Origin of the sequence: Brevibacillus sp. Leaf182 (genome assembly GCF_001423865.2) — a bacterium.
GTDB classification, from domain to species: Bacteria; Bacillota; Bacilli; order Brevibacillales; family Brevibacillaceae; genus Brevibacillus; species Brevibacillus brevis_C.
On sequence record NZ_LMPN02000023.1, the window covers coordinates 19,171 to 42,409 of the forward strand.

Below are 23,239 nucleotides of genomic sequence, written 5' to 3' on the forward strand. Positions count from 1 at the left end.
AAAAATGGTCTCAAGATGATGGCAACCCGGCTATCATGGTCAAAGACTGTAGACCCGTGGTTTTGCGTCGCCACCTTTCGATGACTTTGCCTTTTGCATTTATTAGCAAAATTTGTGAAAACGTGTCGAATTTTGCTAGACGTAATCATGCAAAATATAAGCCAAAAGATATATCTTTGTCAAGTTTTGGTAGGGAAAAGATACTAATTGTTCATAAAGCATAGACGTACAAAAAACCAGTTGTGGGATCAACTGGTTCTTCATTATAGGCGTTAGGTTAGGGTTCGCAGAATGTCGAAAACTTCAGTAGGCTCCATTCTCTTTTTGTAATCTGGATCTAAGCATGCTGACCGGATTACGCCCTGGTTGTCGAGGATATAAGTAGCAGGAATGGGGAGCGTCCAGGAATCGTCACTGTTAAAATGCTTGAGATCAATATCCAATGATCGGTAAGTATTCTGTAAATAATCAGGCAGTCTGAATCTGAGTTTATATTTTTCTGCCACCTGGTTATTGGTATCGCATAACAAGGGAAAGCTCAGTCCGTTTTTCTCTTGCATAGTAAGAGAGTGTGAAGGAGATTGTGGACTAATGGCAAGCAATTGAGCACCCAGAGAGGTTATCGTATCGATCTGTTTTTGGTATGCTTGCAGCTCCAAATTGCAGTAGGGGCACCATGATCCACGGAAAAATGTGAGGACGACGGGGCCTTTTACGACTTCTTCCGACAGGGTAAAGGTCTTGCCAGTGTGGTCGTTCAACGTAAAATCAGGCGCAATCGAACCAATCGGCAAGCCCTTTGCCTGTCCAGAGGTCCGCAACTCCTCGAGTGATCTTGTAAATGCATCCGTTACTTCACGAGTGAGGAAGTCTGCTATTTGAATGGTTGTATTATCTAGCTCTTCGCGCAGGCTCTGAAAATGTGGTTTATTCATATGTCGTTCCCCTCTTTTTCGAAAGAATAGTAGAAGCCATAGCTTTACGATATCTTTCTTTTGGAGGGAAAGATGTAATCTGAATTACATTTTCTTCAAAATTTTGTCCCGATGAATGGAAATGGATTTAAAGCCTGTTTGAATCAGTTCTTCTCTTGCTAAAGCACGTAATGCTACCGTCACAGCTTCCCTGGATGCCCCGACAAAGTGGGCGAGTTCTTGATGGGAAAGAGGTAAATCAATTTTTTGAAACGCCGAACTGTTGGGATTGCCAAATTGATCGGCAAGCTTTACTAACGTGGAAAGAATGCGATCTTGTAAAGGGAGAAGGGCAAGATTTTCGGCTGCCTGGCTGATCGAAGCCATTCTATCGCTAATGAGCTTCATGATCTTCATCATCAGTTGAGGATGTTCGATTATGTAGCTCTCAAATTTTGCTTTGCTCATTTTACAAATGAGGCAGTCTTCGATGGTTTCTATATACATCTCCCTCGTACCTAATGAGAGCAAATCCATTTCTCCAAACACATTGCCTTCCCCGAGGATATCAAATGTGAACTGCCGCCCATCCCGATTTACTTTATATAAACGTACTTTCCCCTGTTTGATGAAATGGAAGCCCTCTGAAAAAGTTTCCGGTGTTTGAATACACGTATTTTGGGGGAAAGGGGTTAAGGAGGTTAATTGATCGATTAAGCGCAAACTTTCCTCGGATAATGAATTCAACAAATAAAATTGGGATAAATATGTGATTCGGTTCATCATTTCTGTTCGGTTTGGGTCTTCAGGATCGTTCTTTTCGCTTTAGTGACAATTCTTTTCGTTTCCTTTGTATCAGAGATTCTTAGCCACTCGTCACAAAGCTGCGTCACCCAGTCTGGTTGTGATTTACTCGAATCGTTCAACCAATTCCCTACAGAATCTTGAACATATTTAGATGCATCTGACTTCACTGGAGTGAGTAAAGGCAGGCAGCGAGCAGGCTCACTTTTCAATGCGTCAATATGCTTACACCAGACCCCTCGTGGGCGTGTGGCTTCTACCGCAAAGCGGCGAATATTTTCGTCGGTATCAAGTACCCATTCGCTCAGGAGTTGAATGGAATGGTTGAGATCATGCACGAGAGAATCTCGAATCGCCATCCATGCGATCTCTTTTACTCCAAAATGATGATCAGCTGCTAGTTTTCTTATTTGCTTTAGCTTTTCTTCGAGCGATAAGGTGTTGTCCAGGCCGATGATATAGGCACTCCAGCAACGTACACTGTCTGACTTGTGGGTGGCCAACGATAGGAAAACGGGAGACGTAGCTGTGGGTTTACCAGATTCGTGTAAGATCGCAAGTAGTTCTTGTCCAATCAGACGGATAGCTTTCATTCCGCTTGTAGATCCCGTTTCTTCTAATTGATCAATAAGTTGAGAGACATGCGCACCTAATTGAACATGAGGCAGAACGCTTCGTAACAGATGAATATGATCAACAGCCTGCCACTCAGTCAAATTGACGCTTTCTAATTCTCCAGCATGAAGGAGTGCTAATACATTTTCAGGGATGAGCGAGGCTTTACTTGCTCCTTTTCTCGTGCGCACCGAATCAGGCATTTTGAATGAACTCCTTTTCGCAGTAATGGTAAAAGTATACATAAAAATCACCGGTAACAAAAATTTTCCAACTATCCGATAACTAGAAGGAATAGGAGGGGATTTTGATGAAGGAAGTAAAAGTGATTCAATTTTACTTTTCCGGAGGCGGTGAAATGATTAGCATCGAAACGACGGAACCGGAAGAGATCATTCAAATGGTCGCGAATCAAAACGACGGATGGCTCCAGTATGATGATGTTGTCATTAACGTGAGAAATGTTTTGTATATCAGAGTACGCAATCAGGCGTAAGAATAGGAAAAGAGTGTCAAGCTCTAACACGAAAAAGCTCTCCTTTGAATGTGGAGGGCTTTTTCGTGTTGGAGGTACCGCTACTGGTTATCCTATTTATATAGAAGAAAAAGGAGGGTGGCAAGATGACGCTGGAAGAAGTCATGCAGCAGCTCGAAGCGATGGGGACAGAGCAGACGAAAAAAACGTTATTGCGGCATGGTGCAAAAGAGCCTTTGTTTGGCGTGCGAGTCGGCGATATGAAAAAGCTGGTCAAAGAGGTAAAACGTGATCAGCAGCTCGTTCAGGCGCTGTACGATACGGGAAACTACGACGCCATGTACTTGGCCGGATTGACGGTTGACCCGAAGAGCATGACAAAAGAGCGGCTACAGGCTTGGGTCAAGAAAGCGTCATGGTATGCGCCCGCCGAATATACGGTTGCGAGTGTAGCTGCTGAGAGTCATTTTGCTATGGAGTTGGCACGGGAATGGATCGAGTCAACGGAAGAGATGGTAGCTACATGTGGGTGGAATACATATTCGAACTATTTATCGATTACTCCAGATAAACAGCTAGATAAAGAAGAAATTAAACGGCTCCTCGTGAGAGTGAAGGAGACGATTCATCAGGAACAAAATCGCGTCCGGTACACCATGAATCAATTCGTTATTTCAGTAGGTGCGTATGTCCCGGAACTTCATCAGGAAGCGTTGGAAGTGGCCGAAGCGATTGGCAAAGTACATGTAGACGTCGGACAGACAGCGTGCAAGGTTCCGTTGGCTACGGAGTATATCAAAAAGATAGAGGAACGGGGGAGTGTCGGAAAAAAGAAAAAGACATGCATCTGCTAGTCGGGCATTTTTCTCATTCATTTGGCGTATATTTCTAGGGTGCTTTTGTTTACTAAAGTATCGACTATTCCTTGCTAATGTGCTATCATGATACCTTGTTAACGTATTACCACTTTATCAGAGTAAAATGTAGAGTAGGGAAACGAGGGGGATCATCACGATGAAGAAAATAGCATGGATGTCATTGCTGTTGAGTGCAATAGTTTCATTGGTAGTGGGCTGTTCCAGCGCAAAAACTGGCGCTGACGCGAACAAGCTGATTATCGGAATTGACGATAAGTTTGCACCAATGGGATTCCGGGATGAAAAAAATGAGCTAGTCGGTTTTGATATTGATTATGCGCGTGCAGCCAGTGAAAAGATGGGAAAACAAGTCGAGTTTCAACCAATCGATTGGAGTGCAAAAGAGTCTGAACTAAACAGCGGTCGTATCGACTTGATCTGGAATGGATATACGATTACAGATGAGAGAAAAGAAAAGGTTCTCTTTACCAAGCCTTATCTGAAAAACGCGCAAGTAGTTGTTACGATGGCAAATAGCAACTTGACCAAGCTGTCAGACTTGGCCGGTAAAGGAATTGGATTGCAAAAGCTGTCTTCCGCAGCTGACGCTGTCAATGCAAGTGACATGAAAAATCAGGTCAAATCAATTACCGAGTACCCTGATAATGTACTGGCATTGAGCGATATGAAGATTGGCCGCGTGGAAGCAGTTGTCATCGACCAGATTGTAGCCGATTACTACATGGCAAAAGAACCTGGAACCTTTAAGCTGTTGGAAGAATCGCTTGCACCCGAGGAGTATGGAGTGGGCGTCAAAAAAGGGAACGAGGCGTTATTGAACGAACTGCAAAAAGCATTGGATACCATGAATCAGGATGGAACAGCAGCTAAAATATCGGAAAAATGGTTTGGCGAAAATCGCGTGTTGAAATAAACGGAAGATACGATGGCTTCGCCGAATGATTGGCGAAGCCACGCTTTATTATAAGGATTAGGAGCATACCAGATGAGCTTAGACTATATTATCTCCATTACCGTGCCCATGCTAGAAGGGGCGCAGATGACGGTGTTGCTGTTCTTCATCGCTATCCTGGCATCAATTCCATTGGGATTTCTCATTACCTTAATGGCGAATAGCAGCAACAGAGGTCTGTCTTGGTTCGCGCACACCTATGTGTATGTCATGCGTGGAACGCCTCTATTATTACAGCTATTGTTTTTTGTCTTTGGCCTCCCCCTCTTGCCAGTGATCGGAGAATACTTGGTTATGGATCGTTTCGTAGCGGCATGCCTCGGCTTTGTGCTGAACTACGCAGCGTATTTCGCGGAGATTTTCCGTGGAGGACTGCTGTCGATCGACAAAGGACAGTACGAGGCGGCGCAGGTCCTCGGCTTTAGCAAATGGCAGACGACCAACAAGATTATTTTGCCGCAAATGTTTCGCGTGGCTTTACCTGCCGTCGCAAATGAATCCATTACGCTCGTAAAAGACACCGCGTTGCTCTATGCGGTTGCCGTCCCAGAATTGCTTCACTTTGCACAAACGGCTGTGAATCGCGATTTTACCATCGTTCCGTTTTTTATTGCGGGAATCATTTATTTGTTGATGACGCTATTGTTAACGTTGTTCTTTAAGTGGCTGGAGAAAAGGTTCAAATTCGAATAAAGGGCTGGCGCAATATGGAAATCATTCAAGTATCAAATCTAAAGAAATCGTTTGGCAATCAGGAAGTTTTGCGAGATGTCTCGTTTTCGGTGAAAAAGAACGAAGTCGTGGCGGTCATTGGACCATCTGGCTCCGGCAAAAGCACAATGCTGCGCAGCTTGGTCAATCTGGAGCAGGTGAATGGTGGCAGCATTCGTGTACAGGATGATTATTTGGTGAAGGACGGCGTTTACACGAGTAACCAGGAAATCAAGCAGATCACATCGAGAATGGGCATGGTCTTTCAGCATTTTAATCTGTTTCCTCATCTCACAGTAAAAGAAAATCTGGAGATCGCACCACGCGTAGTCAAAGGTGAGGCGTCTCAGGACATCCGCAGAAAGAGTGCAGATCTCTTGGAAAAGGTCGGCCTGTCTGATAAGGCAGACGCGTATCCGGCGAGGCTCTCAGGCGGACAGAAGCAGCGTGTGGCGATCGCCAGAGCACTGATGATGAATCCGCAAATCTTGTTGTTTGACGAGCCTACGTCTGCGCTCGATCCCGAACTGACGGGTGAGGTCCTACAAGTCATCAAGCAGCTTGCCCAGGAGCATATGACGATGATGGTTGTGACGCATGAGATGGGATTCGCGCGCGAGGTAGCGAACCAAATTATGTTTATGGACAACGGGGAATTCGTAGAATCGGGGACACCTGAGCAATTGTTTACAAACGCTAAATTTGAGCGGACCAAATCTTTTTTGCATCGTGCATTAAAATAGAAAAGATCAACAACAAATGCCCTCAGAGTCGAGAAGACAGACTGAGGGCATTTTTGTATAGACAGGCTACATCACCTGATAGTTCAAGTAGCGTTGGCTGATGAACGAATGAAAATGATCGCTAAACGAGTCAGCATTTAAAAACGCATTGTAAGCGTAAGGAGTGACCCGACAGTAAACGACCTCGCGTCCATCGTGAAAACGGATATAGAGGTGGCTTGCAGACAGATCGTAGCGAGCAGCTTTGATCAATTTCGAATCCAGTTCCTTGTAGGTAATTTCTTGGGGTTGATTCTGTCGTGGCAGAAATTGGCGGAAAAATGATCTCAATGTACGTGCAAACTCCTTTATCTAAAAATCGGTTTATCTATTTCTACGAGTCTTCATTTTACGCAAAAATTTGGATTCGGAATACAAAAATAGCACACCGATTGCAAAATAGGCTAAGAGAACCGTATTCAGAACGATCATCGGAAAGTCGGCAAGCATGTAAGTGCCTCCTGTTAGAGAGAATGAAGTCACGAATGAAAAGCAACCTGCTCCAAAAAAGTGGAAATCTTCCTTTTTCTTCGTTCTATGGACCTATCATCTGGTTGTGTGTAGAAAGAAATGATCATCCAAAAGTATGTAGACTCATGAAAAACGTTGTCGAATATAGTCTATATTACCTATTTTATTATTGTCAATAATTGCATAGAACCAAAAAGCTGTCCGCGAAAATGAAGCGGCAGCCTTTTTTGCTAAAGAGTGGGTGGGTATTTCTTGCTTTTCAAATCGTATTGGAGCCGATTGATAAAGTTCATCGAAATCCGGGAATAATGCCGTTCCTCCGAACGCACCCAGCCGTAATAGATGGGTTGTTGATACGGAATATCCAAATCAAGCGTGATTGAATCGGAGTCTTGCAAATGAGGTTCATGAACAAAAGAGTAGTCCAGTCCGATGGTTACCGCGAGATTTTGCCGGATTGCATTGCGGAGTGCTTCTGTGTTGTTCGATGTAAACAAAATGTCGACAGGACCATAAGTAGCGGCAAAATCCTCTACGAACCATTTGACGTAGTCGTCGTTGTACAGGACGAAGGATTGCTTGCGAAGCTCTTCAGGTGTGACGGAATCCTGGTAGGCAAGCGGCGAGTTTTTGCCCACACCAACGACCATTTTTCCCTCTAGTAGCTGTTCGAACACCAAGCCGAGGCCCTCGCTCTTTTTAAGCAGGTTCTCGTGAATAATGACCAGACCAATGTCCAGCTTGTCCTGAAGAATATCCTCTAATATTTCCTGTGTGCCTTTTTCTGCAATTTCGGTACGGATGTAAGGATAATCTTTTTTAAAGCTCGCGACGGCATCGACCAGAAGATTCATGGGACCGGGAATCGTGGCGAGCCTCAACTCACCGCTCAACGTGTTCGTGTAGTTTTGTGCTTCCTCCAAGATCTCCTGGATCTTTCCCAAGGCTTCAAATGCTTTTTTGATGATAATGCGCCCTTCTGGGGTCGGTACCGCTCCAAGACGCGAACGTGTAAAAAGAGTAACGCCCAGCTCTGCTTCCAGACTGGAGAGCGATTGGCTGATGGCGGAGAGGGTCACATGCTTGTTCTGAGCGGCTTTGGTCAAGGAGCCTGCCTTCGCTATTTCTACGATATATTCCAGTTGTTCCAGATGCATTTGGTAACATCACATCCTTTAGTCGTACTTAAGGAAGGGTAAGTATGTTTACATATTTTTAAATATAAAAGAGTCCTATAATGAAAGCAAGGCAAGAGATCAGGTACAAAAGACATCATAAATGGAGGCGTTTACAATGGCGAGACTCGAAGGGAAAGTAGCGATCATTTCGGGTGGCGGAACAGGAATCGGAAAAACAACGGCGATTCGTTTTGCCAAGGAAGGTGCGAAAGTAGTCGTTACCGATATCAATCTGGAAAGTGCCTCTCAGACGGTAGCCGAAATCAAGGATGCGGGTGGAGAAGCCATCGCAATTGCACATGATGTAAGCCGTGAAGAGCAATGGCAGCAAGTAGTGGCAACCACTGTAGAACAATACGAGAAAGTAGATATCCTGTTCAACAATGCAGGCATTTATATCATTAAACCGTTGGCGGAGATTACCGTAGAGGAATGGAATCGTCTCATGGCGATTAACGTAACGGGCGTCTTTTTGGGAATGAAGCATGTGATGCCACTCATGGCAAAACAACAAGGTGGTTCTGTCATCAATGCCTCTTCCATTGCTGGGCTTTTTGGTGCACCGGGTCACGTCTTGTACGGAGCGAGCAAGGGAGCGGTTCGCATCATGACTAAAGATGCAGCGATGGAGTATGCGGCACAAGGTGTGCGCGTGAACTCGATTCATCCTGGCTATATCGATACAAACATGGTGTCCTATGCTTCGGAAACGACAAAGCATTCCAAAGCAGAGCTGGCACAAGCTACTCCAACAGGCCGACTTGGAACTGTCGAGGATGTAGCCAATATGGTGCTGTTCCTTGCTTCTGACGAGTCTTCCCATGTCACAGGAGCGGAATTCGTCATCGATGGTGGTGCAACAGCGAGATAAAACGGTACGAATACCCTTTTCGAAAATAGGAGGAATTATCCATGAGACTGGAAAATAAAGTAGCGATCGTAACAGGTGGAGCAAGTGGAATCGGTGAAACGACCGTCCGTCTCTTCGCAAAAGAAGGGGCGAAAGTAGTGATTGCTGACTTCTCCCCACGTGGAAATGAATTGGCAGAAGAGCTGAATCAAGCGGGCTTCGATGCGTTGTTCGTGAAAACGGACGTAACGAAAGAAGACGAAGTAAAAAACATGGTAAGTGCCACTGTAGAAAAGTACGGAAAGGTAGATATTCTGTTTGCCAATGCGGGTATCGCGAAAGACGCACCTGGTCATCTGTTGAGCATGGATGACTGGCAAAGAACGATTGATATTAATCTGACTGGTGTGTTCTTGTGTGATAAATACGTCATCGAGCAAATGCTGGCGCAAGGAACTGGTGGGGCGATTGTCAACTGCGGCTCGATCCATAGCCATGCCGGAAAAGCAGGTGTGACAGCATACTCTTCCGCCAAAGGTGGCGTGAAGCTCCTGACCCAGACACTGGGACTTACGTATGCGAAGGAAGGGATTCGCGTAAATGCGGTCTGCCCAGGCTACATTGATACACCACTGATTGCTGGGCGCAATGAAGCCTTGAATGAGCACCTGATCGGATTGCATCCGATGGGACGTTTGGGGAAACCAGAAGAAGTCGCCAAGGCTGTTCTGTTCCTTGCCAGCGACGATGCTTCCTTTGTCACCGGGACAAGCCTGCTGGTCGATGGCGGTTATACCGCGCAATAAATAGTTCTTTCTCCTCGCGTAGATTTGTCTGCTCGGGGAGATTTTTTTTTGGCAAGACCATATCGGACAAATGCCCTCAACCATCGTCCAAGCGGGCGCAAAACCGTTCGAATATGATGGCAATAAGCGATTACGCAACGGGGAGGGAGGAGTTTTGCCGACTTTTGTGGGGAAGGTGACTATTACCAATAATGTCGGGAATATCAACTTTGGCGATACGGCAAACAACTCTCCGAAAAGCGTAACCAAAGCGTTTTCCGGTTCGGGTGGAAACAATAGTGGCAACGTAGTAAAGGTCATTAATGAAAACAGCCAAACCAATACATGGGTAGGTTCAGGAGCGGCTGGAATGAAGACAGTGAAGAGAAAGAAACGGGTCCGTCGAGCAGCCAAGAAAGGCAAAAAGAAAAAGTAGCCTTGAAAAAGGCACGTGTGAAAGTGGACAAGCTCGATAATAGAATTCAGAGTAAGACTATTGCGAATTTATGTGAATTGAGATAAAAAAGATGAAAGACGATCGCAGAAAGGAAGCAAACCAGATGACGAAAACAAATGAGGAATCACTCTTATTTACCCGTGTGAACAAAGACACGCAGGCACTGCCGATTTCGATTGAGGATTGGGAGAAAAAGGCACGAGAGGTTTTACCGGATGGGCCATTTGATTATGTTGCCGGGGGATCAGGGGCAGAGGAAACGCTGGTAGAAAACCGGACAGCTTTTTCACGTTGGGCAATCATTCCGCGGATGATGCGGGATGTCACGAATCGCACCCTCAGTATCTCGATGTACAATCAAGCGTTGCGCACCCCGATCTTTTTGGCACCTGTAGGCATGCAGACGATTTCACATCCCGATGGAGAGCTGGCGTCTGCCAGGGCGGCTGCATCAGCCGGAGTGCCGTTCGTAGCCAGTACGGTTTCCGCTCACTCACTCGAGCATATTGCCGAAGTGATGGGCGACGCCTATCGTTGGTTCCAGCTCTATTGGTCGAATGATCGAGAGGTTTCTGCGAGCATGGTCAGACGAGCAGAAAAGTCTGGCTATTCTGCCATTGTCCTCACGGTAGATACCGTTATGCTTGGGTGGAAGCGCAGAGACTTCCGCAACGGGTATTCGCCACTGCGGGAAGGAAAAGGACTGGCGAATTACTTGACAGACCCTGTTTTTTGCTCGCGACTCCCTGAGGTTACGCCAGAAAATGCAGTAGAAGAAGTATTGAAAAACATTTATCATCCAGCACTCAATTGGAACGATATCGCCTTTTTGCGTGAGCATACTCGTCTACCGATTTTGGTAAAAGGCATTTTGCATCCGGATGATGCACGACTTGCTTTAGAGCATGGTGTCGATGGAATCATCGTTTCCAATCACGGCGGGCGGCAGATGGACGGCGCCATTTCTACGCTGGATGCGTTGCCAGCGATTGCCGAGGTGGTAGCTGGCAAAATACCTGTCTTGCTCGACAGTGGCGTGCGTACAGGAGCAGATGTCGTTAAAGCGATTGCTTTAGGTGCCAATGCCATCCTGATTGGTCGTCCATTCCTGTATGGACTGGCTGTTGCCGGAGAACAAGGCGTAGTGAGTGTCTTAGATACACTCATCCATGAATTTGACGTGGCGATGGCACTGTCTGGCAGCAATTCTGTCGCAGACCTCAATCGCAGCATTCTTGCCCGCTTGTAAGGGAAGCAGCTCAATCATACTCATTGTTGAAAAAAGTGAGCCAGTCTACATGCACTGGTTCATTTTTTTCGCAAAAATGTTATTTCTACCGAAGCTGTTCTCGTTGATCTTTCGGAAAAACATGGTAAAATGGAACGAACTTGTATTCAGAACGTTACGATCCTTCTGTAAGGATCATTTTTTTTGACTGTAACCAAAGCAGGTGATGGAAATGAAAAACCAAATGATGTCTTCACTGACACCCCAAGATTGGGTAGGGCTACTACGTGAAAAAGATGGTGAGCTGAACATGGTTGTGAATGAGCTGGCAGATGTCAAATACGCTTTGGACCAATCCACGATCTTGGCAATTACGGACCATAAGGGGATAATTTTGCGGGCAAATGAGCAATTTTGCCGCATATCGAAATACGAACGAAGCGAATTGATTGGAAATGACCATCGTATTCTTAATTCGGGTTTTCATCCGAAAGGCTTTTTTAAAGATATGTGGTCTTGTATTCGATCTGGCCAGGTCTGGCGGGGGGAAATTCGCAATCGCGCAAAAGATGGCAGCTATTATTGGGTCGATACCACCATTGTGCCATTTAAGGATCAAGCGGGAGAAATCTATCAATACCTTTCCATTCGCAGTGATATCACGGCTCGCAAGCAGATGGAAGACGAGCTCAAGCGGAGTGAAGAAAAGTATCGCATCATCGCGGAAAACACGTCAGATATCATCAGCATCATCAACCTGGATGGGGAGTTTCTCTATTTGTCCCCATCTCACAAGCGTGTATGGGAGCATACCGTTCCTGATGAGGAAATTCATAACCTGTTCGAGTGGATTGTAGAGGATGACCGGGATATTTTTGCTTATGCGATTCAGCATGCCTTCTCTACTCGAAAAGAGTACATGGTAGAATGCCGAATCAATACCCAAAGAAACGATGTTATCTGGACAGAAAGCAAAATCAATCCGATTATGGATGAAGAAGGAAATGTGACCAAGCTGCTCCTCGTTACTCGTGACGTCACAGACCGAAAACAGTCCGAAGAGACGATTCACCACTTGGCTTATCACGATGCGTTGACAGATCTGCCGAATCGACGAATGTATGTCCAACAGCTCAGCAAGGAAATGATGCAGGCCAAGCGTTTCCAATCGAATCTGGCTGTGCTGTTTTTGGATTTGGATCGGTTCAAGGATGTGAACGATTCGTTCGGTCATGACGTAGGGGATATGTTGCTGATCGAAGCATCAAAGCGTCTACAGGCATGCCTCAAGCCAGGAGATGTCGTGGCCAGGTTGGGTGGAGACGAATTTACGATTATGCAGAACCAGCTACAAGATCGAAACGAAGCGACTGCATTGGCAGAGCAGATCATGAATCAGTTGCAGCGGCCGTTTGAATTGGATGGTCATGTGTTCAACGTGTCGTGCAGCATCGGCATCGCCTTGTACCCGCAGGATGGGGACAACCCTGAAGATTTGTTGAAAAGGGCCGATACGGCGTTATATACAGTGAAATCGCGCGGGAAGAATGGATATGACTTTTTCGATCCGACGATGGAGGCGAAGTCGCTGGAGCGTATCTTGATGGAAAATGAGATGCGGAAAGCCATTGAACAAGAGCAGTTCCAAATTTACTACCAGCCCAAAATCGATATCGCGACAAGCGCGATGACAGGCATGGAGGCGCTCGTCAGATGGGTGCATCCAGAGCTTGGTATCATTCCGCCGAATCGTTTTATTCCTATCGCTGAGGAGACAGGGATGATTCTGGCACTCGGGGAATGGATATTGAAGCAGGCGTGCAAACAAAATAAAATTTGGCACGATCAAGGATATACGCTGAAGGTCTCTGTGAATTTGTCAGCGAGACAGATCTATCAAAAGGATCTGGTCGAGATGATCAAGGATATTCTTCGGGAAACAAATCTGTCTCCTGATTGGCTTGAGCTCGAGATTACGGAGAGCATTTTTGTCAAAATGGAAGAGGCGACGGCAGTCCTGCAACAGATTCGAGACGTCGGCATCCAAATTTCGATTGATGACTTTGGGACAGGCTATAGCTCGTTTAGTTATATTAAAAGCTTGCCAGTCGATACGATCAAAATTGACGCCTCGTTTATTCGCGACATTCATCACAACCAAGAGAGTCAAGCGATTGTAAAAGCGATTGTTACGATCGCGCAAAGTCTCAATATGAATGTCATCGCAGAGGGAATTGAGCTCGATGATCAAGTAGCGGCTTTGAAGGAAAATGGCTGCGACCACGGTCAAGGCTATTTGTTCAGCAAACCGCTTCCGACAGATGATTTTGACCAGTTCCTTCGTCAAGAGCAGCAATAATATGGCAGGAAGCAAAGCCGGGTGAGAACATCCGGCTTCTTCTTTTGTGTGGTACTATAAGAGGCGGACAAAAACATAAGAGCAAGTTTGCAGCTAGAAAGGGAGGCCCCTCGTGGGAAAGTTTTCAGGTAAGACTGTTGTCGCTATTGCAAGTTTGGTATTGATGTGGGGATTAAGCTGGTCGATCTACAAAATGTCACTTGCTTATACGCCACCGATTTTATTCGCAGGAATGCGTTCGCTGATTGGTGGACTTCTACTCGCTTTATTCATTTTACCGAAATGGAAAAAGATCAACTGGCGTGAAAACTGGTTGCGCTATTGTATATCTGCCTTTCTGAATACATTGTGCTTTTACGGCATTCAGACGGTTGGACTCGTGTATTTGCCAGGTGGATTATTCTCTGTGCTGGTGTACTTCCAGCCAATCTTGATTGGACTTTTTGCCTGGTTGTGGCTGGGTGAGAGCATGACGGTGCTCAAGATCATTGGGCTGATCATGGGATTCCTCGGGATACTTGCGGTCAGTGCAGATGGATTGACTGGACAGGTTTCCATCGTGGGTGTCATTTTAGGTTTATTGACGGCTCTGTCGTGGGCGCTGGGCGTGATCTATGTGAAAAAGGTCAGTGCCAAGGTAGATTCGCTGTGGATGGTTGCCATGCAATGCATCATTGGTGGCGCGGCCTTAACGCTTTTGGGGACAGGCGTAGAGAGCTGGTCCGACATTGTTTGGAATGTACCTTATTTGATCGGTCTTAGCTATGGCGCTACATTTGGTGTACCGATTGCCATTGTCATTTACTTTGGGCTCGTGAATGCAGGAGAAGCGAGCAAGGTAGCAGCCTTTACGTTTCTCGTGCCGCTCATCGCAGTCGTCACGGGCACCATTTTCATGGATGAGCCGGTTACGTATTCACTCATCGCTGGTCTGGTATTGATCGTGTGCAGTATTTGCTTGGTGAACTATCAGAAAAAGATACGACAGCCTGCAATTGCCAATACTCTCAATCGTTAATGGAGACGACACAAAAACAGCCGACACTTCACAGGTTCGGCTGTTTTTGTTATGGGAACTATACGTAAGGCTCTTTGTAGATTCCTTTTTCATAAATGTACTGTAAGCAGGTATCCGGCAACAGAAAGCTGGGGTCGCCGCCCTTGCGAATTTCGTCTCGGATGTAGGTAGAGCTGATTCCCATGTTGATGCCCTTGCTCATGATGAGAAAATGCTCGTCGTGATTGCGCAACAGCGCGTCCTCTGCGATCAGGTCAGCGGTCGGATAGCCTTCACGCGACATCACGATGAAATTGAAGCCTGCGACCAGCTTTTCAGCGTTGCCCCAGTTCGACAGTCCCTCTAACAAATCCGATCCCATGATGAAAAAGAGCTCGTCGTTAGGGTACTTCTTTTTCATGTGCATCATCGTATCATACGTATAGGTTTCACCTGGCAAGCCATCCATCTCTACTGTAGATATTTCGAAAAGTGGCTCTCCATACTTGTTTGTTTTGTGTGTACTGCTCGCCAAAGCCAGTTTGAGCATGTGCAAGCGATGGACGTCCTCTGTCTGCAATTTTTTATCATGACGCTTTGAAGAGCATGGTACGAAAATGACTTTGTCCAGTCGTCTCCGGTGAGCGACGGTCGCTGCCGTGAACAAATGGCTGTACGTGATGGGGTCAAAGCTGCTGCCATAAATGCCGATTCGCATGAAAATTGCCTCCTATCGTCATGAGCCTGTTATTTTTTGCGGACAGTCATGCCAAGCTGGTTCTGAAAGTGACCGAGAGCCCATTTGTGACCTTCAGGAAGAAAGCTCGCTACTGCATCCTCGTGGATGACGATAGAAAAGCCGTTATAGAAGCCTTCAATCGCTGTATGCAATACACAAATGTCCGTGCAGACACCTACCAGATGAACCTCAGTGATACCTCTCGTCCGCAACAATAACGCAAGGTCGGTACCTTGGAAAGCACTGTAGCGGGTCTTATCCATCCAGTGAATCGTATCTTCGAATTCCTCGTAAATCTCCTGAATGCTGCCATACAAATTCCGGCCAGCCGTACCGATAATGTTGTGCGGAGGGTAGAGTCCTGTCTCAGGGTGGTACGGGTCCTGCTCTCGATGAGCGTCGACTGCCATGACGACAAAATCTCCTTCTGCGAGGAAGTCGCGGATCAATTCTCCAATGCGTCCTTCAATAGCCTGACCAGGCTCTCCACAAGTCAATGCACCATCTGTCGCGACAAAATCATTCGTGTAGTCGATCACGATCAAAGCTTTCATGGAAAAAACCTCCTGAATGTGGATTTTTTCAGTAAATCATGGCAGTTGGCGTAAAGCCGGTAAAGCGATAGAGCTTGGCTGGCGAATTCGAAAACTCGGTCGAGTAGACAGGCTGTCCGTCAGCCGATAGAACTGGCTCGAGCAGTCCTTGCCGTCTGGTTGTGGCAAGCAGGCGCCGCTCAAAATTGCCGCGATCTTTTGCCGAAAAGGATGGAACGACGGACTCGATCACTTGTAGCAGTTCGCTCAAGGTAAACTCATCTGGCAAAAACGCTTTGGCGATAGTCGTTTGCAGCATCTGCTCACGAACGCGCTGTAAGGCGTCAGTCAAAATTTCCCGATGATCAAAAGCGAGGTTGAGGGCAAAAGCTTCCTCAATCGGAAAAAGCTGCGCGTCCGATGCATCGTCGTTTGCCTGTGCGTGCTTCAATAAATCTTCATGGACGAGGGAGACATAGGCAACACTCGGGATCCAACCACGAGGGTCTCTTCCGGGCCTGTAGTACGTTTTCAACTGCTCGATGTGTACATCGCGGTCGATATTCGTCTCTTCTTTCAACTCGCGATAGGCGCATTCGTCCAGGGTCTCCGATTCATGGGAAAAACCGCCAGGCAAGGCCCATTGCTCTCCAAATGTATCGCTTTTCCGCTTGATCAGAAGAACGGCCAATTGTTTGAGTGGCAGCGATTTGGTTTTTGTTTGGCGCGGGATGGAAAGGATCGTAAAGAGGCAAATATCTGTTGGAAGTCCATCCGGCGAGCGGTACTTTTTGGTCCGAAAGTGGATGCGTTTGGCTCGAAGGGGAGACGTACTCACAAGATCATCCTTTCCGTTTACTCGAATCTGTTATCATACTTTCATATTATGATATCGTTTTAACAATGTCAATATTACAATGTAAAAAACTGTGAAAAAAGACGTCTGTGAATGTCAGACGTCTCTCGAAGTAATACCTGCGAAAAGCGATTGATTAAACAGCATCCAACGCGAGTCGCAATGTAATGTTAATGTTTTCTTCCGTTTTGGCCACGATCGTATGAGGGCTGGTCAATCCGAAGTCACCAAACGTTACGACGGACGTTCCTTCCAACTGTAGTTTGCCTTGGGAATAAATCGCATCAGCATTCATTTTCACGTCTTTGGCAATTCCTCTTACAGTCAGGACGCCATTGATGGTGAACGAAGCCTTTTGTCCTTCGATCCATGTGGTTGGCCAGTTCTCAAAAGATTTCGCTTCAAAGGTAGCAGCAGGGTGCACGGAGGTATCAAAGTAATCAGGAGATTTGATATGGGTGTCGCGCTTTTCATTACCGGAGTTCAGCTTATTCAAGTCGGCAGAAGCTGTTGCTTTCATTTGATCTGGTGCAGAGAGGTTCACATCCCAGCTACCAGTAATGCCGTCCATTTCAAAGTTTACCGTTTCTTTCGACGTAGTGACGGAGAAATAGACTTTGGACTGGTCATTGATTGTCCATTTTTTATTCAGTTGATCTGCTGTCAGAGGTGTTGATGAAGCGGTAGATGAGGCTGTGGTTACCGCAGCTACAGGCTGAATCTCCACATGGTTTCCCACGAAATAGTCATAGAGCATGTAGCCCCCGATACCGACCACGAGCGTGGCAACTGATGCTGTCAGGATAACCGAATTCTTTTTCATTATTGGATAACCTCCATATTTTTGAAGTGTTCAGACTTGAGTCGTATGTATTTGACTACGCAGGGATCATTATGAGAGAGGAAGCTGAGTGGGTCATGAAAGCTGGCTGAAAGTTTGTTGAAAGGGCAAGGGTAAGAGAATTATCAACGTTTTATATATTGGATTTACATTTTTTGGTTTATTATTTTGCAAAAAGCTTTCAGCTCGTACTCAGGGCATATTCAGCAAACATTCAGCTACTCTCGGCCTGATCAGGTAAAATGAAGATGAGGTGAAAGAAATGAGCCTAAGCAAAGGCATTAAAATATTGCTTGTCGATGATGAACCGACCATTCTGCAATTTTTGGAGATGGGTCTTGAAAATGAAGGCTTCCAGGTATTGACGGCACAAGACGGGATGACTGCGGTGACCATGGTGAAGGAGCATCAGCCCCATGTCGTCATTCTCGATGTGATGATGCCAGGCATGGACGGCTTCGAGGTATGCCGGATGTTGAAAAAGATACAGAATGTAGCAACGATCATGTTGACAGCCAGAGAAGACGTAGAGGATCGGGTAAAAGGGCTGACGCTTGGTGCCGATGATTATATGATTAAGCCGTTTAGCTTTGAGGAGCTGCTTGCTCGTATCCATGCGCGCATTCGTAATCATTACCCACATTTGCTCTCCAAGGTACACCTCGGCCCCTTCCAAATCGATGACAGGCGAAAGGAAATTACCTACGAGGAAACGCTTCTGGAGCTATCGCCAACGGAATACTCTTTGCTGAAATATTTAGTAACCAATCACGGGTTGGTGCTGAGTAAACCAATGATTCTGGATAACGTGTGGGGCTATGATTTCGGTGGGGAGGAGAACATTGTCGAGGTGTATATTCGCTCTCTGCGTGACAAACTGAACGATCGTCAGCATCGGATCATTCGCACATTGCGCGGTGCGGGCTATCGGGTTGATTTTGTATGACGATGAATCGAAACAATCAATGGGCCGCCTTCCTAGAACCGAACTCTTTGCGTTATCAGTTGTTGTCTCGTTCGTTATTTATCTTATCCGGGTTGCTGCTTCTAATCGGTATGATTCAATACTTATTGATGGAGCAGTTCTTGTATCGGAGCAAAGCGGAAAGCTTGTTAAATCTGGCAGTCACTGTTCCGTATCAGGTCTTGGAAGATACGGAAACGCTCCCGAAATACGATCAGTATGTCAGCGCGTTGCTTTCCTTGCGTACTCCCGATATCAAGTATGCCTTTATTGACAACGACGCCAACGTGACGGAGCTGTTTGCGAATCCGAGCGAAGGGTATTCCCCACGCTTTCCAGATAGTTTGTACCGCGAGATCTTAGCTAGTGGCGTATGCACTTTTAAATACAAAATTTTGGAGGGTAGCACCGGGAAGGATTATTTGGTCGTGCTGGCACCTATCAAATCTCCTGAACAGCTTCAAGGAATCGTACAACTGAGTACACCTGTCGGCTCGATGCGGGAAGTGCTGTTTCCACAGTTGATCATTTTCTTCTCTGCATCTGCACTCGCCTTGCTTATCGGTTTGTTAACCTACGTGCCTGTGCTCCGCCGTACGCTGAACCCACTTTCGCGGATTGAAGTTACAGTTGAGCGGATTAATGCGGGTAATTTGGATGAACGACTGCCGATGGATCAAGGCCAGATGGAGATTGATCAATTATCGGCGGTCTTTAATGGAATGCTGGAGCGGCTGGAAACCTCCTTTAAAATCGAGCAAGAAGCAGGAGAGCGGATGCGACGCTTTGTGGCGGATGCCTCGCACGAATTGCGAACACCGTTGACTTCCATTCATGGTTTTTTGGAGGTGCTGTTGCGTGGAGCTGCGGCAAATCCCGAACATTTGCAAAAAGCATTGAAAAGCATGCACGGCGAGACAGAGAGACTGAATAAACTCGTCAACGATTTACTGTACCTGGCTCGGATGGATCGGGAACCAGCTTTCCTTTTGCAAGAAGGGCAGTTGGATGCCGTCGTGCACAGTATGGAATCGCAGCTCATGGTCCTGGCCGGTGACCGAAACGTTGATTTCCGCGTAGAACCGAATGTTACGGCTACTTTCGACTGTGACGGAATGAAGCAAGTTATTCTCAATCTGTTTCAAAATGCGGTGCAGCATACTGACCCTGTGAACGGTGAGATCGAGCTTACGTTGAGCAAGATTGCCAATGGGATTGAACTGACGTTTACAGATAATGGAACCGGGATCGCATCGGAGCATGTCCCGCATGTATTCGACCGTTTCTACCGGATTGAATCCTCACGCGCACGCAAAAGCGGAGGGGCTGGTTTGGGGCTGTCGATCACCCAATCGATCGTAGAAAATCATCGAGGAAAAATTGACGTACAAAGCAGCTTGGGAATAGGGACTGTGTTTCGGGTCTGGTTGCCAAACGGTTTGAAAGAGGTCCAAAAGACAGAAGTTGTTGGTTGACAATGAGAGAAAACGTCATTTATAATCTGAGACATTCAATAAAACAACCAACACAGCCGTGAAAAGGAAAGTAAAAAAGGGATTTTGACGTCCAGAGAGTTGCCTGTTAGCTGAGAGGGCAGCCGCGAACTCTTTTTGAAAGCCACCTTGGAGCTCTGCTTTTGAAAATGCCAAGTAGAAAGCAGCGGATGGCCCACGTTATGGGGCGCATGTCTTTGTAGACAGCACGAGTTTGCCTTTTGTGAGAGAGGCAAAAAAGCTGAGTGGTACCGCGATACCTTCGCCTCAGCAATCAGATTCATGGAAATCATGAGTCTGGTTGCTGGGGCTTTTTTGCATGATGCCGTTGTTCAAAAAGTCGACTACTTGAACACGCACTTATGTACAAAAATAAAGAGAAAACTGGAGTGGTGGGGCATGGATCGCTTGAAGCAAAGAGAGCTGTTGCACCTGTTGGAAGAAGACAGTCGCATGAGCGCTGAGCAAATCGGAAAAATGATCGGGGAACCGACGGAGGTCGTTGAACAGACGATTGCAGCATTAGAAGCCGAGAAGGTCATTGTCAAATATCCGGCGCTGGTGAACTGGGAGCGTGTGGACGATCATCCGTACGTGAACGCGATGATTGATGTGAAAGTGACGCCGAAGCGCGATGTCGGCTTTGATGAAGTGGCGGAGCGAATTTGCCGTTTCCCAGAAGTGAAGGCTGTGTACTTGATGTCTGGTGCAAGCTATGACTTGTCAATTATTTTGGAAGGCAAAACGATGAAAGAAGTAGCCACTTTTGTTTCGCAAAAGCTGTCCACTCTCGATTCGGTGGTCTCAACAGCTACACACTTTATTTTGAAACGTTACAAGCACGATGGCATTGAGCTGGAAGATCGTGACGAAGATCACAGGATGGTGGTTACGCCGTGAGTACACAAGTCAAAGTCAAAAACCGTTTATCCAGTACAGTTCAATCGTTGAAGCCATCAGGCATTCGCCGCTTTTTCGATTTGGCAGCATCGATGGAGGGAGTCATTTCTTTAGGTGTAGGGGAGCCTGATTTTGTCACTCCCTGGCGCATGAGAGAAGCTTCGATTTCTTCGCTGGAGCGTGGACATACAGCTTATACATCCAATGCCGGTATGCTGCCATTGCGCGTGGAAATTCAGAAATACCTGGAAGAACGTTTTTCTGTCAGCTATCATCCCGAGACAGAAATTCTCGTGACGGTCGGTGCCAGCGAAGCAATTGATATCGCACTGCGTGCCATTCTCGATCCGGGTGATGAAGTATTGGTAGTGGAGCCTTGCTATGTCTCCTATGAACCAGTCATTCGCTTGGCTGGCGGGGTGCCAGTTTTCCTGAAAACAACGATGGAAAACCAGTTCAAGCTGACACCACAAGAGCTGGAGTCGCACATCACCGCGCGTACAAAAGCAATCATTTTCTGCTATCCAAATAACCCGACCGGGGGGACTATGACGGCTGAAGAGTGGAAAACACTTTTGCCGATCATTGAAAAGCATGACCTCATGGTGATCTCCGATGAAATTTATGCGGAGCTTACCTACGGACGAATGCACGATAGTATCGCGGCTTTGCCAGGGATGAAAGATCGGACGATCCTCATCTCCGGTTTTTCCAAAGCGTTCGCGATGACCGGATGGCGTCTGGGATATGTCTGCGCATCGCCTGATTTACTTGCGGGCATGCTGAAAATCCATCAGTACACCATGCTGTGTGCACCGACGATGGCTCAGATGGCTGCATTGGAAGCCCTGCGTCATGGACGTTCTGATATGGAACGAATGATCGAGAGTTACCGTCAGCGCCGCAATTATGTGGTAGACGGATTCCGTCAAATCGGATTGACTTGCCACGAGCCAGACGGAGCATTCTACGCATTCCCGTCTGTAGCTTCTACAGGTCTCAGTTCTTCTGAGTTTGCGGAAAAGCTGCTTATGGAAGAAAAGGTAGCTGTTGTACCTGGAGATGTGTTCGGCGAAAGCGGACAGGGGCATATCCGTTGTTCTTATGCAACATCGATCGAGCAGTTGAAGAAGGCGCTGGAACGTATGGAGCGCTTGATGGGACGAATGTCATAACATTTTCCGGGAAATAAAGGGGGGCGGCTTTCAAGCTGCTCCTTTTTTTACGAGTGGTTGTGGTGGGGAAGAAGCGCATTTCCAGTCTGCACTTCGGCCTACGCCCCGCAAGGGGATTGACTGTCCGCTCAGGAAAAAATGGCGGGAGAGCTTCAAACCAGAAAACGCGAAAGCGTTTTTGTATGTAATAAAAGCTGAAAACCCCCGCCATTTTTTCCTGAGCTGAGTTGGGCTCCAGAGGCGCTTGACTGGAAATGCGCTTCTTCTTACGCGGCTGTGGGAAGGGAACAGCTTGAAAGCTAATGCAAGAGGATGTTTTGCAAGTAGTTCGAGGAGGGTTTTCCTAATGGTTTCACTGCCAACCCAATTTACCCAAACAATTATGGGCGTACATAAAGAAGACGGGCGTCTCTGGCTGGATTCCTTTCATGAGTTGATTGCCGATTGCGAAGCACGATGGTCATTAAAGGTGCTTGAGCATTTTCCACTCTCTTATAATTTTGTCGCACCTGTTGTGTTAGAGGATGGGAGAAACGCCGTGTTAAAGCTGGGCGTGCCTGGACTGGACTGGCAGAAAGAGCTGACGGCAATTCGGGCTTTTGCGGGGCGGGGAATGGTGCAGCTACTCGATGCTGACGAGGAAAAAGGCATCATGCTTTTGGAGCGAATCATGCCAGGAGAGACACTGGACAAGCTGAGTAGTGAAGACGAGCGAATTCAATGCTTGACGGACGTGATCAAAAGAATGCATACACCCGTTTCCAGAGTGGGTAAGCTTGCTTCTACGTTTCCGACAATAGCGGACTGGGCTGTGGGACTGGAAGGGATTCGCTCTCATTTCCGAGGAGGGACAGGACCGATTCCCGAGCAAATGGTGGAGCAGGCCATGCAATGGTACAAAAAGCTTCTCTCCACACAAAAAGAACAGTGCCTGCTGCATGGTGATCTTCATCATGAAAATATTTTGCGGGCACAAAGAGAGCCGTGGCTGGCAATTGATCCAAAAGGGCTGATCGGGGAGACAGAATACGAGGTGATTCCGTTTTTGCTGAACCATTTGCCAGAGGATGGGGTAGAAGAAGTAATGAAACAGCGGGTCGATGGACTGACGAAGGCGCTGTCTTTGCAAAAAGAGAGAGTGCTGGCGTGGGCGTATTGCCACAGTGTGCTATCGGCTTGGTGGTTCATAGAGGATTTTGGTGTAGACGGTGGTCGTCTGGTGATGCCAGGAGTTTTTGAGAGGCTAATAAATGAGTAAAGGCTTCACCCTATGGGATGAAGC

General features: G+C 46.8%; 26 protein-coding genes, 1 riboswitch and 1 other annotated feature. Of the genes, 16 read left to right on the top strand and 10 right to left on the bottom strand.

All coding sequences use genetic code 11. The features are described from left to right. Window positions 1–17: 17 nt before the first annotated feature. Window positions 18–101, bottom strand: a riboswitch (cyclic di-GMP riboswitch). Window positions 102–272: 171 nt separating this feature from the next. The 3 genes from ASG16_RS13460 to ASG16_RS13470 form a co-directional block, all read right to left on the bottom strand. Beyond that, window positions 273–935 (bottom strand): peroxiredoxin-like family protein, encoded by a 663-nt coding sequence (locus tag ASG16_RS13460; RefSeq protein WP_056497312.1) that lies wholly within the window; start codon window positions 933–935, stop codon window positions 273–275. Between the two features lie 84 nt (window positions 936–1,019). Next, on the bottom strand, window positions 1,020–1,697 hold the full coding sequence (locus ASG16_RS13465; protein WP_056497423.1) for a Crp/Fnr family transcriptional regulator: 678 nt from the start codon (window positions 1,695–1,697) through the stop codon (window positions 1,020–1,022). After that, on the bottom strand, window positions 1,697–2,536 hold the full coding sequence (locus tag ASG16_RS13470) for a DNA alkylation repair protein (protein ID WP_056497309.1): 840 nt from the start codon (window positions 2,534–2,536) through the stop codon (window positions 1,697–1,699). Before ASG16_RS13470 ends, ASG16_RS13465 begins: the two co-directional genes overlap by 1 nt. Before the next feature lie 107 nt (window positions 2,537–2,643). On the opposite strand from ASG16_RS13470, the gene ASG16_RS13475 reads away from it, so the two are divergent. The 5 genes from ASG16_RS13475 (at window position 2,644) to ASG16_RS13495 (ending at window position 6,092) form a co-directional block, all read left to right on the top strand. Beyond that, window positions 2,644–2,829, top strand: a complete 186-nt coding sequence (locus ASG16_RS13475) for a hypothetical protein (RefSeq protein WP_047070381.1) — start codon at window positions 2,644–2,646, stop codon at window positions 2,827–2,829. A 125-nt stretch (window positions 2,830–2,954) separates the two neighbouring features. Further along, window positions 2,955–3,662, top strand: coding sequence for a DNA alkylation repair protein (locus ASG16_RS13480; RefSeq protein ID WP_056497306.1), 708 nt, complete (start codon window positions 2,955–2,957; stop codon window positions 3,660–3,662). 160 nt (window positions 3,663–3,822) lie between these two features. Next, on the top strand, window positions 3,823–4,599 hold the full coding sequence (locus ASG16_RS13485) for an amino acid ABC transporter substrate-binding protein (protein ID WP_048031474.1): 777 nt from the start codon (window positions 3,823–3,825) through the stop codon (window positions 4,597–4,599). 72 nt (window positions 4,600–4,671) lie between these two features. Beyond that, a complete protein-coding gene (locus ASG16_RS13490; RefSeq protein ID WP_017251947.1) occupies window positions 4,672–5,331 on the top strand; it encodes an amino acid ABC transporter permease in 660 nt (219 codons plus the stop codon). 14 nt (window positions 5,332–5,345) lie between these two features. Beyond that, complete coding sequence (locus ASG16_RS13495) at window positions 5,346–6,092, top strand: amino acid ABC transporter ATP-binding protein (RefSeq protein ID WP_056497303.1); 747 nt, start codon at window positions 5,346–5,348, stop codon at window positions 6,090–6,092. A 66-nt stretch (window positions 6,093–6,158) separates the two neighbouring features. On the opposite strand, the gene ASG16_RS13500 is transcribed toward ASG16_RS13495, so the two are convergent. The 3 genes from ASG16_RS13500 to ASG16_RS13505 form a co-directional block, all read right to left on the bottom strand. Then, window positions 6,159–6,422 (bottom strand): KTSC domain-containing protein, encoded by a 264-nt coding sequence (locus ASG16_RS13500; protein WP_048031476.1) that lies wholly within the window; start codon window positions 6,420–6,422, stop codon window positions 6,159–6,161. Window positions 6,423–6,455: 33 nt separating this feature from the next. Next, on the bottom strand, window positions 6,456–6,581 hold the full coding sequence (locus ASG16_RS31530) for a hypothetical protein (protein WP_007726770.1): 126 nt from the start codon (window positions 6,579–6,581) through the stop codon (window positions 6,456–6,458). Window positions 6,582–6,832: 251 nt separating this feature from the next. Beyond that, entirely contained in the window at window positions 6,833–7,759 is a 927-nt protein-coding gene (locus ASG16_RS13505; protein WP_056497300.1) for a LysR family transcriptional regulator, read from the bottom strand. A 136-nt stretch (window positions 7,760–7,895) separates the two neighbouring features. Here ASG16_RS13505 and ASG16_RS13510 point away from each other — a divergent pair, with 136 nt between their 5' ends. The 6 genes from ASG16_RS13510 (at window position 7,896) to ASG16_RS13535 (ending at window position 14,477) form a co-directional block, all read left to right on the top strand. Further along, entirely contained in the window at window positions 7,896–8,651 is a 756-nt protein-coding gene (locus ASG16_RS13510; RefSeq protein ID WP_056497297.1) for an SDR family NAD(P)-dependent oxidoreductase, read from the top strand. A gap of 41 nt (window positions 8,652–8,692) precedes the next feature. Then, a complete protein-coding gene (locus ASG16_RS13515; protein ID WP_056497295.1) occupies window positions 8,693–9,436 on the top strand; it encodes an SDR family NAD(P)-dependent oxidoreductase in 744 nt (247 codons plus the stop codon). Between the two features lie 154 nt (window positions 9,437–9,590). Then, window positions 9,591–9,851: a spore germination protein gene (locus ASG16_RS13520; RefSeq protein ID WP_056497422.1), complete on the top strand. Its 261-nt coding sequence runs from the start codon at window positions 9,591–9,593 to the stop codon at window positions 9,849–9,851. Between the two features lie 124 nt (window positions 9,852–9,975). After that, window positions 9,976–11,121 (top strand): alpha-hydroxy-acid oxidizing protein, encoded by a 1,146-nt coding sequence (locus ASG16_RS13525; RefSeq protein ID WP_056497419.1) that lies wholly within the window; start codon window positions 9,976–9,978, stop codon window positions 11,119–11,121. 211 nt (window positions 11,122–11,332) lie between these two features. After that, window positions 11,333–13,459 (top strand): bifunctional diguanylate cyclase/phosphodiesterase, encoded by a 2,127-nt coding sequence (locus ASG16_RS13530; RefSeq protein WP_056497292.1) that lies wholly within the window; start codon window positions 11,333–11,335, stop codon window positions 13,457–13,459. Window positions 13,460–13,571: 112 nt separating this feature from the next. Then, entirely contained in the window at window positions 13,572–14,477 is a 906-nt protein-coding gene (locus ASG16_RS13535; RefSeq protein ID WP_056497289.1) for a DMT family transporter, read from the top strand. 58 nt (window positions 14,478–14,535) lie between these two features. On the opposite strand, the gene nadD is transcribed toward ASG16_RS13535, so the two are convergent. The 4 genes from nadD to ASG16_RS13555 all read right to left on the bottom strand — a co-directional run bounded on the left by nadD (window position 14,536) and on the right by ASG16_RS13555 (window position 17,407). After that, entirely contained in the window at window positions 14,536–15,174 is a 639-nt protein-coding gene (gene nadD / locus ASG16_RS13540) for a nicotinate-nucleotide adenylyltransferase (protein ID WP_056497287.1), read from the bottom strand. 29 nt (window positions 15,175–15,203) lie between these two features. Beyond that, entirely contained in the window at window positions 15,204–15,749 is a 546-nt protein-coding gene (locus tag ASG16_RS13545) for a cysteine hydrolase family protein (RefSeq protein WP_056497285.1), read from the bottom strand. 28 nt (window positions 15,750–15,777) lie between these two features. After that, window positions 15,778–16,566 (bottom strand): NUDIX hydrolase, encoded by a 789-nt coding sequence (locus tag ASG16_RS13550; protein ID WP_056497282.1) that lies wholly within the window; start codon window positions 16,564–16,566, stop codon window positions 15,778–15,780. A 154-nt stretch (window positions 16,567–16,720) separates the two neighbouring features. Beyond that, the gene (locus ASG16_RS13555; RefSeq protein WP_056497279.1) at window positions 16,721–17,407 is read right to left on the bottom strand and encodes a YceI family protein; all 687 of its coding nucleotides are present in this window, start codon (window positions 17,405–17,407) and stop codon (window positions 16,721–16,723) included. Between the two features lie 280 nt (window positions 17,408–17,687). Here ASG16_RS13555 and ASG16_RS13560 point away from each other — a divergent pair, with 280 nt between their 5' ends. The 5 genes from ASG16_RS13560 (at window position 17,688) to ASG16_RS13580 (ending at window position 23,215) form a co-directional block, all read left to right on the top strand. Next, entirely contained in the window at window positions 17,688–18,371 is a 684-nt protein-coding gene (locus ASG16_RS13560; protein WP_048031486.1) for a response regulator transcription factor, read from the top strand. Beyond that, window positions 18,368–19,864: a sensor histidine kinase gene (locus ASG16_RS13565; RefSeq protein ID WP_056497275.1), complete on the top strand. Its 1,497-nt coding sequence runs from the start codon at window positions 18,368–18,370 to the stop codon at window positions 19,862–19,864. Before ASG16_RS13560 ends, ASG16_RS13565 begins: the two co-directional genes overlap by 4 nt. 49 nt (window positions 19,865–19,913) lie before the next feature. Beyond that, window positions 19,914–20,155, top strand: a binding site (T-box leader). 126 nt (window positions 20,156–20,281) lie between these two features. Next, on the top strand, window positions 20,282–20,782 hold the full coding sequence (locus tag ASG16_RS13570) for an Lrp/AsnC family transcriptional regulator (protein ID WP_007722565.1): 501 nt from the start codon (window positions 20,282–20,284) through the stop codon (window positions 20,780–20,782). Next, window positions 20,779–21,957 carry an aminotransferase gene (locus ASG16_RS13575; protein ID WP_048031488.1) on the top strand — a complete coding sequence of 393 codons (1,179 nt, stop codon included), beginning with the start codon at window positions 20,779–20,781 and terminating at the stop codon, window positions 21,955–21,957. The genes ASG16_RS13570 and ASG16_RS13575 overlap by 4 nt, the downstream gene beginning before the upstream one ends. A 346-nt stretch (window positions 21,958–22,303) precedes the next feature. Continuing rightward, window positions 22,304–23,215: an aminoglycoside phosphotransferase family protein gene (locus tag ASG16_RS13580; protein WP_056497272.1), complete on the top strand. Its 912-nt coding sequence runs from the start codon at window positions 22,304–22,306 to the stop codon at window positions 23,213–23,215. Window positions 23,216–23,239 lie beyond the last annotated feature (24 nt).

Bases quoted from the DNA above. Each gene is read 5' to 3' on its own strand.
- ASG16_RS13460 (WP_056497312.1), bottom strand. From the start codon at position 935: ATGAATAAACCACATTTTCAGAGCCTGCGCGAAGAGCTAGATAATACA.
- ASG16_RS13525 (WP_056497419.1), top strand. From the start codon at position 9,976: ATGACGAAAACAAATGAGGAATCACTCTTATTTACCCGTGTGAACAAA.
- ASG16_RS31530 (WP_007726770.1), bottom strand. From the start codon at position 6,581: ATGCTTGCCGACTTTCCGATGATCGTTCTGAATACGGTTCTCTTAGCC.
- ASG16_RS13490 (WP_017251947.1), top strand. From the start codon at position 4,672: ATGAGCTTAGACTATATTATCTCCATTACCGTGCCCATGCTAGAAGGG.
- ASG16_RS13485 (WP_048031474.1), top strand. From the start codon at position 3,823: ATGAAGAAAATAGCATGGATGTCATTGCTGTTGAGTGCAATAGTTTCA.
- nadD (WP_056497287.1), bottom strand. From the start codon at position 15,174: ATGCGAATCGGCATTTATGGCAGCAGCTTTGACCCCATCACGTACAGC.
- ASG16_RS13495 (WP_056497303.1), top strand. From the start codon at position 5,346: ATGGAAATCATTCAAGTATCAAATCTAAAGAAATCGTTTGGCAATCAG.
- ASG16_RS13505 (WP_056497300.1), bottom strand. From the start codon at position 7,759: ATGCATCTGGAACAACTGGAATATATCGTAGAAATAGCGAAGGCAGGC.
- ASG16_RS13480 (WP_056497306.1), top strand. From the start codon at position 2,955: ATGACGCTGGAAGAAGTCATGCAGCAGCTCGAAGCGATGGGGACAGAG.
- ASG16_RS13565 (WP_056497275.1), top strand. From the start codon at position 18,368: ATGACGATGAATCGAAACAATCAATGGGCCGCCTTCCTAGAACCGAAC.
- ASG16_RS13560 (WP_048031486.1), top strand. From the start codon at position 17,688: ATGAGCCTAAGCAAAGGCATTAAAATATTGCTTGTCGATGATGAACCG.
- ASG16_RS13515 (WP_056497295.1), top strand. From the start codon at position 8,693: ATGAGACTGGAAAATAAAGTAGCGATCGTAACAGGTGGAGCAAGTGGA.
- ASG16_RS13465 (WP_056497423.1), bottom strand. From the start codon at position 1,697: ATGAACCGAATCACATATTTATCCCAATTTTATTTGTTGAATTCATTA.
- ASG16_RS13570 (WP_007722565.1), top strand. From the start codon at position 20,282: ATGGATCGCTTGAAGCAAAGAGAGCTGTTGCACCTGTTGGAAGAAGAC.
- ASG16_RS13530 (WP_056497292.1), top strand. From the start codon at position 11,333: ATGAAAAACCAAATGATGTCTTCACTGACACCCCAAGATTGGGTAGGG.
- ASG16_RS13555 (WP_056497279.1), bottom strand. From the start codon at position 17,407: ATGAAAAAGAATTCGGTTATCCTGACAGCATCAGTTGCCACGCTCGTG.
- ASG16_RS13475 (WP_047070381.1), top strand. From the start codon at position 2,644: ATGAAGGAAGTAAAAGTGATTCAATTTTACTTTTCCGGAGGCGGTGAA.
- ASG16_RS13470 (WP_056497309.1), bottom strand. From the start codon at position 2,536: ATGCCTGATTCGGTGCGCACGAGAAAAGGAGCAAGTAAAGCCTCGCTC.
- ASG16_RS13580 (WP_056497272.1), top strand. From the start codon at position 22,304: ATGGTTTCACTGCCAACCCAATTTACCCAAACAATTATGGGCGTACAT.
- ASG16_RS13545 (WP_056497285.1), bottom strand. From the start codon at position 15,749: ATGAAAGCTTTGATCGTGATCGACTACACGAATGATTTTGTCGCGACA.
- ASG16_RS13510 (WP_056497297.1), top strand. From the start codon at position 7,896: ATGGCGAGACTCGAAGGGAAAGTAGCGATCATTTCGGGTGGCGGAACA.